Here is a 401-nt window from a genome sequence, read left to right on the forward strand (position 1 = left end):
GCTCACCGAGGCTGCGCAGCGCGCTCACCGGGAGGCTGCCCGACTACATGGTGCCCGCCGCGCTCGTCCTGCTCGACGCGCTGCCGCTGACGCCCGCCGGCAAGGTCGACCGGGCCGCACTGCCCGCACCGCGGCTCGGCGGCGCCGGCCAACCGCCCGAGGGCGACTGCGAGGAACTGCTCGCCGACCTCTGGCAGGAGGTCCTCGGTCTGGAGCAGGTCTCCCGGCACGACGACTTCTTCGCGCTCGGCGGCCACTCCCTGCTCGCCACCCGCCTGACCGCCCGGATCCGCGACACCTTCGACACCGACCTGCCGCTGCGCACCGTCTTCGAGGCCCGCACCCTGGCCACGATGGCGCGCCGGATAGAGGACCAACTCCTCGAAGAACTCGATGACACC

The 401-nt window shown here is 73.1% G+C and carries 1 protein-coding gene; it reads left to right on the plus strand.

What is annotated here, in order from left to right:
* Nucleotides 1–401: phosphopantetheine-binding protein (locus C2142_RS35715; protein ID WP_241002986.1), on the plus strand; the 401-nt coding region annotated here is incomplete at both ends.

The organism is Streptomyces sp. CB01881 (genome assembly GCF_002953255.1).
Classification (GTDB): Bacteria; Actinomycetota; Actinomycetes; order Streptomycetales; family Streptomycetaceae; genus Kitasatospora.